Here is a 6,859-nt window from a genome sequence, read left to right on the forward strand (position 1 = left end):
CAGACAGAATGAAATTCAGTGAACAATGGCTGCGCAGCTGGGTAAATCCTGCTGTCTCGCGTGATGAACTAGTGGCTCGCCTGTCCATGGTTGGCCTGGAAGTGGACGCAGTGACCCCGGTTGCGGGTCTGTTCAGCGGTGTCGTTGTGGGGGAAATCCTCAGTGCCGAGCAGCATCCAGATGCCGACAAATTGCGCGTGTGCCAGGTCAGCAATGGCAGTGCCAACTTCCAGGTAGTTTGCGGCGCACCAAATGCCCGGGCCGGTATCAAGATTCCCTTCGCCATGATTGGCGCTGAGCTCCCGGGTGATTTCAAGATCAAGCAGGCCAAACTGCGTGGCGTGGAGTCTCAGGGGATGCTCTGCTCGGCCTCCGAGCTGCAAATCAGTGAGGACAACAGCGGCCTCATGGAGTTGGCGGCTGATGCTCCGGTCGGCCAGGACATTCGTGTGTATCTGGGCCTGGATGATGCCAGTATCGAAATCGGTCTGACCCCTAATCGGGGGGACTGCCTGTCTTTGGCGGGTCTCGCTCGCGAAGTGGGTGCCATCTACGGTACTTCGGTAGTGCCCGTCTCGGTTGCTCCAGTTACAGCTGTTCATGATGAGGTGCGGCCGGTCGAAGTGCTTGCCTCCAAGGCGTGCCCGCGTTATCTCGGGCGTGTCGTTCGTAACGTCGACTTGTCCAAGCCTACCCCGCTGTGGATGGTCGAGCGCCTGCGGCGTTCCGATATTCGTAGCATTGATGCTGCCGTCGACATCACCAATTACGTGATGCTGGAACTCGGTCAGCCGATGCATGCTTTCGACCTCGCCGAGATCAATGGCGGCATCCGCGTGCGCATGGCGGAAGAGGGCGAAAAGCTGGTGCTGCTGGATGGCCAGGAAGTCAGCCTGCGTGCTGATACCCTTGTGATCGCTGATCACGGTCGGGCCCTGGCCATCGCCGGCGTTATGGGTGGCGAACACAGTGGTGTGAGCGCTAAGACCGCAGATCTGTTCCTGGAGAGCGCGTTCTTCGACACCATCGCGGTGGCTGGCAAGGCGCGTTCTTATGGCTTGCACACCGACTCTTCGCATCGTTTCGAGCGAGGTGTGGACTCGCAGCTGGCGCGTAATGCCATGGAGCGAGCGACTGCACTGTTGCTGGACATTGTTGGCGGCGAAGCCGGCCCGATCATTGAGGTGAGCAGCGCTGCTGATCTGCCGAATGTCGCGCCGATCACCCTGCGTGCCGAGCGCATCAGTCAGATGCTGGGCATGGATATGGATGGTGCAGAGGTTGAGCGTCTGCTTGCTGCGTTGGGGCTTGGCGTAAGTGCTCAAGGTTTGGGGCAGTGGCAGGTTAGCGTGCCAAGCCATCGCTTTGATATCAGCTTGGAGGTCGATCTGATCGAAGAGTTGGGGCGTCTGTATGGCTATAACCGCTTACCGGTTCGCTACCCGCAAGCGCGTCTGGCTCCGCAAGCCAAAGCCGAAGCAGCGGTTGAGTTGCCCGCCTTGCGTCGTCTGCTGGTCGCTCGCGGCTATCAGGAGGCTATCACTTACAGCTTTATTGATCCCAAGTTGTTTGAGCTGTTCAGTCCAGGCGTTCAGCCGTTGCTACTGGCCAACCCTATTTCCGCCGACATGGCGGCCATGCGTTCCTCGCTATGGCCGGGTTTGGTCAAGGCGTTGCAACACAACCTCAATCGTCAACAGGCTCGTGTTCGTCTGTTTGAGAGTGGCCTGCGGTTTGTTGGCCAGCTTGAAGGGTTGAAGCAAGAACCCATGCTGGCGGGTGTTGTGTGCGGTACGCGCTTGCCGGAAGGTTGGGCGCATGCGCGTGATAGTGTTGATTTCTATGATGTAAAGGCGGACGTTGAAGCGTTGTTGGGTAGTGCCGGTGCGAGTGGCAGTTTTGCGTTCGTGCCAGGCGAACACGCCGCATTGCATCCAGGGCAAACGGCTCGAATTGAGCGGGAAGGGCGCGTTGTGGGTTTCTTCGGCGCTATTCACCCTGAGCTTGCCAAAGCGCTGGGGTTGGATCAGCCCGTGTTCATGTTCGAGCTAGTATTGAGTGAGATTACTCAAGGTTTGATGCCGAAATTCCAAGAGCTGTCCAAGTTCCCTGAAGTGCGGCGTGATCTTGCATTGTTGGTTGATCGTGACGTACCCGCTCAGGATCTGCTCAGTGCTATTCGCGGCGCAGCTGGTGAGTGGTTGACTGACCTCAAGCTATTTGACGTGTATCACGGTAAAGGCATTGATCCTCATAGAAAAAGCCTTGCCGTTGGCTTGACCTGGCAGCATCCATCGCGCACTCTTAATGACGATGAGGTGAGTACCACAACGCAAAATATTCTCACCTCCCTGGAACAAAGGTTCAACGCCACGTTAAGGAAGTAGCGTATGGGGGCTCTGACGAAAGCTGAGATGGCGGAACGTCTGTATGAAGAGCTGGGCCTGAATAAACGGGAAGCCAAGGAGTTGGTGGAGCTGTTCTTTGAAGAAATCCGCCAAGCGCTGGAGCTCAACGAACAGGTCAAACTCTCGGGGTTCGGTAATTTTGATCTGCGCGATAAACGTCAGCGCCCCGGTCGCAATCCAAAAACAGGAGAGGAAATCCCTATCACGGCTCGCCGTGTGGTGACTTTCCGTCCAGGCCAGAAACTTAAAGCCAGGGTCGAGGCGTATGCTGGAACCAAGTCATAACGACGAACTGCCCGCCATACCCGGCAAACGCTATTTCACGATCGGTGAAGTCAGTGAGCTGTGTGCTGTCAAACCGCATGTGTTGCGCTACTGGGAGCAGGAGTTCCCACAGCTCAATCCAGTCAAGCGGCGTGGCAATAGGCGTTACTATCAGCGTCAGGATGTGCTGATGATTCGGCAGATTCGTGCGCTGTTGTATGACCAGGGCTTCACCATTGGTGGGGCGCGTCAGCGCCTCTCGGGTGATGAAGCTAAAGACGACAATACGCAGTACAAGCAGCTCATCAAGCAGATGATTGCCGAGCTTGAGGATGTGTTGTTAGTACTTCGCAAATAACGCTGCGGAAATAAAAAAAACTTCCACAATTCAGCAGCTTATTGTAGAGTCCTCACCGCTTCCAGTAACACGGAAGCATAGTCGGGGCGTAGCGCAGCCCGGTAGCGCACTTGCATGGGGTGCAAGGGGTCGAGTGTTCGAATCACTCCGTCCCGACCAAAAATACCCTAGAAATCCAGTCACTTAGCGGTGACTGGATTTTTTTATGCTCGCTGATTTTTCTGTGCCCCCTAAAAGGTCGCTTTCTGGTTGCCAATTGGTTGCCAATTGAGATTGCCTTGCTCAGACTCCTGTCATGTGAGTTGCGGCAAGTTTTCGAGAGTTCTAGCTCAACGGAGCCAAAAGCGCAGGGATCAGCTCGCTTGCCGGTAGCGATTTTCAGGGCGGTTGTCAGAGGGGGCAGGTTGAGGTCTTGCCAGGTGCCGTTCTCAGCGTCCGGAGCCAACTCCTGCAGCAGATCGAACATAACGGAGGAAGACAGGAAGGCTCTGCTGGGGCACAAGAACGGCAGCATCAAAAGTCACTACTCAGCCGCAGAATTGGGCAAACTGATCGATGAAGCCAACCGGATTTCGGCCACCGACTCGCGCGGTCCGGCCCTGACAATTTTGAGGAGAATGGCAGGATGAAAAAAGTCCCGCAAAAGCCCCTACGCTTCCATGTGTGAAACGCCCATAAAAAATCCAGCCACCGATAAGTGGCTGGATTTCTAGGGTGTTTTTGGTCGGGACGGAGTGATTCGAACACTCTACCCCTTGCACCCCATACAGGTAGCTGTTTCGCGAGGCGCACCAAGCGGTTGGCGAGTGAGAGCACGGTGTCGTCATCGCGGCTGCCCATGGCTACACCTTGCAGCAGGTCTTTAAACGCCACGCCGGGCTTTTTCTCCAACGGGCGGCTTTCAGTCTTGAGGCTTTTTTCCACGCCCACGGCATCGATCAGCACAAAGCGGGTTTTGGCCCCATCGGCGCTGTTGCTGACGCGCTTGAGGCTGTCGCCATCCAGGCTGCGCACGCCACGGCCCTTCATCTGTTCGTAATAGCCCTTGCTGCGTACGTCAGGCATGAACAGCAGCACTTCCAGTGGCTTCACGTCGGTGCCGGTGGCTATCATGTCCATGGTGACGGCAATGCGTGGGTTGTAGTCGTTACGAAAGCTGCTGAGGATGCTGTTGGCGTCTTCTTCGGCGCGGTAGGTGACCTTCTTGCAGAAGGCGTTGCCCTGACCGTAGACCTCACGCACGATGTTGATGATGTCGTCGGCGTGGCTGTCTGTCTTGGCAAAGATCAGGGTCTTGGGTGTTTCTTTACGCGCCGGGAAAATCTGCGTTTCAACCGCTGTTTTCATCGCCTGGATCACCTGGCGGATCTGGCTCACGTTCGCCACCGACTTATCCAGCTCCTTACCGGTGTAGGTGGTGTCTTCTTCGGTTTCACCCCAACGCTTTTTGCGGGTGGCGCGCGATGGTCTATCCACTCTTTGGCCTTCAGCTCCGCGCCCTTCTGGGTGATTTCTGTTTCGATCTCAAACACGTCGTAACCGACGTTGACACCATCCGCCACGGACTGCTCGTAGGTATATTCTGCGACGATGTTTTCGTTGAAGAAGCCGAAGGTGCGTTTGTCAGGTGTGGCGGTGAGGCCGATCAAGCTGGCATCGAAGTAATCGAGCACCTGCTTCCAAAGGTTGTAAATGCTGCGGTGGCATTCATCGATGATGATGAAGTCGAAGGTTTCCACCGGCACGACCGGGTTGTAGCGGACCAGTTTTTCCTGCTTGGCGGTTTGCTGTACTTCGTTGAGCGAAACATCCTCGGCAGTCTCATCAATCGGCTCACCACTCAGAATCGAGTACATGCGCTGGATGGTGCTGATGCACACCTGCGAATGCGGATCGATGTTGGGCGAAGCCAGCCGCTGCACGTTGTAAAGCTCGGTGAACTTGCGGCCATCATCTGGAGGCGTATAGGCCATGAATTCCTGATGCGCCTGCTTGCCGAGGTTGCGGGCGTCGACCAGGAACAGGATAAGCGGATGATCTTGCCGGTTGCTTCAAACAGGAAGCGCAGCGGTGCATTGTCTTGGCGATGTTTGAGTGTGGCGTTGGCGTAGTGCTCCGTTTGGCCTTCTGTGACCGTGAGGTTTACACCCGCTCCGTCCTTCTTAGCTTCAATCACCCCGACGGAGACCCGGTCAACAAAAAGCACGTAATCCGCAGGTCCAGAATCGGTCGGAAACTCTCGCACAGCCACGCCACGCGCCGCACCTAAATTAAGCTGCTTCATGTACTGGATGAACCAGCCAGCTTGTTGTAGCTTCTGGTCAATCTGCTGACGTGCTTCTGATTCTGGCGTCATGATGCTGATCCCTCGCTACGTGTTGCGTCTATTACGCAGCCTAGTTCTGGATCAAGATGCCGATAGTCATCAGCGTAGCAGCTTCGAGTTGCGCCAGATCAGCCAGGACTAGAGGGTGCTGAAGCCCTGCGGATTGGGCATCAAAGGTGCCCTGCTTCTGGAATTCGTGGCTTCTGAAACAAAAGCGCAATATTCGGTTGACCTTGGATTTTCTGTCCCTATAATGCGCAGCTCTTCAGGCGTAAGCGGGCCCTTAAACTTCTTATAAAACAAGAAGTTAGATTTAAGAAGGGGTTGCAAAGCAGCGAAAGCTGCGTAGAATGCGCCACCTCTTGAGGTGGTGTTTGAGTCTGAAGAGATTCGGTCAGGCAGATCGAAAGCGGTAAAAGAGGCGGTTGACAGCGGTTTGAAACGCTGTAGAATTCGCCTCCCGCTGACGAGAAGCTAGATGTTGATCGAAAGCGCAAGTGGTTGAGATTGAAAAGAAATTTTCGAAATCACTTGACGGAAGATGAGGCTGCTGTAAAATGCGCGCCTCGGTTGAGACGAAAGACTTAACCAACCGCTCTTTAACAACTGAATCAAGCAATTCGTGTGGGTGCTTGTGAGGTAAGACTGCTAGTCGCAAGATTATCAGCATCACAAGTAACACTCGTTAATTTGAGAGTTTTTTGTCGATTGCTGAGCCAGGTTTAGGGTTTTCTCAAAACCCAAGCAGTATTGAACTGAAGAGTTTGATCATGGCTCAGATTGAACGCTGGCGGCAGGCCTAACACATGCAAGTCGAGCGGTAGAGAGAAGCTTGCTTCTCTTGAGAGCGGCGGACGGGTGAGTAATGCCTAGGAATCTGCCTAGTGGTGGGGGATAACGTTCGGAAACGGACGCTAATACCGCATACGTCCTACGGGAGAAAGCGGGGGATCTTCGGACCTCGCGCCATTAGATGAGCCTAGGTCGGATTAGCTAGTTGGTGAGGTAATGGCTCACCAAGGCGACGATCCGTAACTGGTCTGAGAGGATGATCAGTCACACTGGAACTGAGACACGGTCCAGACTCCTACGGGAGGCAGCAGTGGGGAATATTGGACAATGGGCGAAAGCCTGATCCAGCCATGCCGCGTGTGTGAAGAAGGTCTTCGGATTGTAAAGCACTTTAAGTTGGGAGGAAGGGTAGTAGCCTAATACGTTGCTATTTTGACGTTACCGACAGAATAAGCACCGGCTAACTTCGTGCCAGCAGCCGCGGTAATACGAAGGGTGCAAGCGTTAATCGGAATTACTGGGCGTAAAGCGCGCGTAGGTGGTTCAGTAAGTTGGAAGTGAAATCCCCGGGCTCAACCTGGGAACTGCTTTCAAAACTGCTGAGCTAGAGTACGGTAGAGGGTGGTGGAATTTCCTGTGTAGCGGTGAAATGCGTAGATATAGGAAGGAACACCAGTGGCGAAGGCGACCACCTGGACTGATACTGACACT

The 6,859-nt window shown here is 54.8% G+C and carries 4 protein-coding genes, 1 tRNA gene, 1 rRNA gene and 1 pseudogene (1 of these 7 running past the window's edge); 6 read left to right on the top strand and 1 reads right to left on the bottom strand.

The window, feature by feature from the left end; translation table 11 throughout:
• Positions 1-8 precede the first annotated feature (8 nt).
• The 5 genes and pseudogenes from pheT to ACOCLD_RS10890 form a co-directional block, all read left to right on the top strand.
• Positions 9-2,387, top strand: coding sequence for a phenylalanine--tRNA ligase subunit beta (pheT, locus tag ACOCLD_RS10870; RefSeq protein WP_422909170.1), 2,379 nt, complete (start codon positions 9-11; stop codon positions 2,385-2,387).
• A gap of 3 nt (positions 2,388-2,390) precedes the next feature.
• Positions 2,391-2,693 carry an integration host factor subunit alpha gene (gene ihfA, locus ACOCLD_RS10875; protein WP_003243414.1) on the top strand — a complete coding sequence of 101 codons (303 nt, stop codon included), beginning with the start codon at positions 2,391-2,393 and terminating at the stop codon, positions 2,691-2,693.
• Positions 2,674-3,030: a MerR family transcriptional regulator gene (locus ACOCLD_RS10880; protein ID WP_108489042.1), complete on the top strand. Its 357-nt coding sequence runs from the start codon at positions 2,674-2,676 to the stop codon at positions 3,028-3,030. The genes ihfA and ACOCLD_RS10880 overlap by 20 nt, the downstream gene beginning before the upstream one ends.
• A gap of 82 nt (positions 3,031-3,112) precedes the next feature.
• A tRNA-Pro gene (locus ACOCLD_RS10885) sits at positions 3,113-3,189 on the top strand.
• 299 nt (positions 3,190-3,488) lie between these two features.
• Positions 3,489-3,659 (top strand): annotated as a pseudogene (locus ACOCLD_RS10890) (site-specific integrase); the annotation flags it as partial.
• 744 nt (positions 3,660-4,403) lie between these two features.
• Here the strand turns inward: ACOCLD_RS10890 and ACOCLD_RS10895 are convergent.
• Positions 4,404-5,057 (bottom strand): DEAD/DEAH box helicase family protein, encoded by a 654-nt coding sequence (locus ACOCLD_RS10895; RefSeq protein ID WP_422911791.1) that lies wholly within the window; start codon positions 5,055-5,057, stop codon positions 4,404-4,406.
• Between the two features lie 1,051 nt (positions 5,058-6,108).
• Here ACOCLD_RS10895 and ACOCLD_RS10900 point away from each other — a divergent pair.
• Positions 6,109-6,859: ribosomal RNA gene (locus tag ACOCLD_RS10900) — 16S ribosomal RNA — on the top strand; it runs 785 nt beyond the window's last position.

It is taken from the genome of Pseudomonas cimarronensis, assembly GCF_049331905.1.
In the GTDB taxonomy this organism is placed as follows: domain Bacteria; phylum Pseudomonadota; class Gammaproteobacteria; order Pseudomonadales; family Pseudomonadaceae; genus Aquipseudomonas.

Bases quoted from the DNA above. Each gene is read 5' to 3' on its own strand.
- pheT (WP_422909170.1), top strand. From the start codon at position 9: ATGAAATTCAGTGAACAATGGCTGCGCAGCTGGGTAAATCCTGCTGTC.
- ihfA (WP_003243414.1), top strand. From the start codon at position 2,391: ATGGGGGCTCTGACGAAAGCTGAGATGGCGGAACGTCTGTATGAAGAG.
- ACOCLD_RS10880 (WP_108489042.1), top strand. From the start codon at position 2,674: ATGCTGGAACCAAGTCATAACGACGAACTGCCCGCCATACCCGGCAAA.